A 2,857-nucleotide genomic window follows, 5' to 3' on the forward strand; every position below is an offset into this window, starting at 1 on the left:
GTCTGGCGCACCTCGTCGATCACGTCGTCGACCTGGCTGAAGCCGTCCTTGGCGACGGGCCTGACCTCCACCGGCGGGTCGATCAGGCCGGTCGGGCGGATCACCTGCTCGGTGAAGACCCCGCCGGCCCGGTCCATCTCCCAGGGCCCGGGCGTGGCCGAGACCGCCACCGAGTCCGGCCGCATGGCGTCCCACTCCTCGAACTTCAGCGGGCGGTTGTCCATGCACGACGGCAGGCGGAAGCCGTATTCCGCGAGCGTGAATTTCCGCCGGTAGTCGCCGCGGTACATGCCGCCGATCTGCGGGATGGTCTGGTGGCTCTCGTCGACGAAGAGGAGGGCGTTGTCCGGCACATATTCGAACATGGTCGGCGGCGGCTCGCCGGGCCGGCGGCCGGTCAGGTAGCGGCTGTAGTTCTCGATCCCGGCGCAGGAGCCCGTCGCCTGGATCATCTCGATGTCGAAGGTGGTCCGTTGTTCGAGCCGTTGCGCCTCCAGGAGCTTGCCGTTGGCCACCAGCCAGTCCAGCCGCTCCTTCAGCTCGTCCTTGATCGAGACGATCGCCTGGTTGAGCGTCGGGCGCGGGGTGACATAGTGGCTGTTGGCGTAAATCCGGACGCCCTTCAGGTCGGCGGTCTTGCGGCCGGTCAGCGGGTCGAACTCGGTGATGGATTCGATCTCCTCGCCGAACAGGCTGATCCGCCAGGCGCGGTCCTCGTAGTGGGCCGGGAAGATCTCGATGGTGTCGCCGCGCCGGCGGAAGCTGCCGCGCTCGAAGGCGGCGTCGTTGCGCTTGTACTGCAGCGCCACCAGGTCGCCCATCAGGCGCTTCTCGTCGATCTTCTCCCCGGGCTTCAGGTCGAAGGTCATGGCCGTGTAGGTCTCGACCGAGCCGATGCCGTAGATGCAGCTCACCGAGGCGACGATGATCACGTCGTCGCGCTCCAGGATCGCCCGCGTCGCCGAGTGGCGCATGCGGTCGATCTGCTCGTTTATGGAGCTGTCCTTCTCGATATAGGTGTCGGTCCGCGGGACGTAGGCCTCGGGCTGATAATAGTCGTAGTAGCTGACGAAGAACTCGACGGCGTTCTCGGGGAAGAAGCTCTTGAACTCGGAATAGAGCTGGGCGGCCAGCGTCTTGTTGGGCGCCAGGATCAGGGCCGGGCGCTGCGTCGCCTCGATGACCTTGGCCATGGTGAAGGTCTTGCCCGAGCCGGTGACGCCCAGCAGCACCTGGTCGTGCTCGCGCCCTTCCAGCCCGGCCACCAGCTCCTGGATCGCCTGCGGCTGGTCGCCGGCCGGCTGGTAGTCGCTGACCAGCTTGAAGGCCCGCCCGCCCTCCGACTTGGCCGGCCGCTCGGGACGGTGCGGCTTCCACAGCACGCCGGTCCCTTCGCCATAGTCGAAATCGACCGGCATTTCGGCGACGCCGGTTCCGGCTGGCGGCGCGGCGGTGGTTGTGGTCCTGGCCATGAGCGTCAGAAGGTAGGTCCTGCGCCGCCCTTATTCCAGCGCCGCCATGGCGGTTGCTGACAGCGGGTTGGCAGCATCACGCCGCTCATTCCGGCGAAAGCCGGGACCCAAGCTGAGTCAGGTCTTCGCCTTCTTCTTCCGCGGCTTCTTCACCGCCGCCGGCCGCGCCCGCTTGACCAGCGCCTTCAGCACCTCGTCGCCGTGGGTGACCAGGGCCATGTGACCGGCGCCTTCGAGGATCACCAGCTCGGCCTTCATCGCCGCCGCCGCCTCGGTGACCAGGGCGGTGGGGGTCTGCAGGTCGAGGTCGCCCTGCAGGAGGGTCGCCGGAACCTCGAGCCCATAGCCGCCGTCGGCCAGCCGCCAGCCCATCACCTGGTCCCAGAGCTGGTCCATCGAGAACCTCGCCCCGGCCTGGAAGTTGACGAGGTCGCGCAGCTTGGCGTCGGGCGCCAGCAGCATCTCCAAGGGCGCCCGGCGGAACACCGCCCGCTCCGCCTTGGGCATGGTCGAGATCAACAGCTTGCGCTGCTTGATCAGCGCCTTGAGGGTCGGGTAGGGCGGCGGGCCGATGGCCTCCAGGGCCTGGGCGGAACGCTCCTCGCCCTTGGCCCGCAGCCGGTCGATGGCGCCGAAGTAGGAGAGCTGCTCGCCGCGCGCCATGTCGATGACCTGGCCCGCGCCCACATAGGCGGCGAACAGGTCGGGCCGGGCGCGCACCATCTCGACGCCCAGCAGGCTGCCCCAGGAGATGCCCAGCACCACCAGCGGCCGCCCCGGGAACCGCCGGCGCAGGTCCTCGGCCAGCTCGATGCCGTCCACCACCATGCGCCCGATGGTCAGCTTGCCGCAGCCGGCCTTGCCGTTGCGCTGCAGGGTGCGCCCCGCGCCGCGCTGGTCCCAGTTGACCACGGTGAAATGCTCGTCCCAGCCGGCGAACAGCTTGCCGGCCAGCACGCTCAGCGCCGAGCCCGGCCCGCCGTGCAGCACCAGCAGCAGCGGATTGTCGAGGTTCCGACCGCGGATGGTCACCCACTGGTCGATGCCGCCGACGGAGATCCAGATCTTCTCGTCGATGCCCTCGGCGAGATAGGCCTTGGCCCGGCCCGCCCGCTGGATCGCGCCGCGCACCACGAAGGCGCCGGCCACCAAGCCGACCGCCGCCAGCAGCGCCTTGGCGCCGCCGCCGCCGGACCTGTCGGCCGATCTCGGTTCAGGACTGGGTTTCGCCACCGCTCACCTCCGCGCGTTCAACCAATCCCGGACGGTCTGGTTCACCAGGGCCTCGGCGTCATGCTGCACGAAGTGGCCGGCGCCGGGGATCATCAGGATGGTGGTGTCGGCCTGCACGTGCTCCCAGGCGCCATTGTGGCCGGCGGCGTTCA

The 2,857-nt window shown here is 69.1% G+C and carries 2 protein-coding genes; both read right to left on the reverse strand.

What is annotated here, in order from left to right; all coding sequences use genetic code 11:
- Positions 1 to 1,418: DEAD/DEAH box helicase family protein (locus VGT80_RS16890; protein WP_327457825.1), on the reverse strand; the 1,418-nt coding region annotated here is incomplete at its 3' end.
- Between the two features lie 171 nt (positions 1,419 to 1,589).
- Positions 1,590 to 2,705, reverse strand: a complete 1,116-nt coding sequence (locus VGT80_RS16895) for an alpha/beta hydrolase (RefSeq protein ID WP_327457824.1) — start codon at positions 2,703 to 2,705, stop codon at positions 1,590 to 1,592.
- Positions 2,706 to 2,857: the final 152 nt, after the last annotated feature.

Source organism: Phenylobacterium sp. (assembly GCF_035944335.1).
GTDB lineage: Bacteria > Pseudomonadota > Alphaproteobacteria > Caulobacterales > Caulobacteraceae > Phenylobacterium.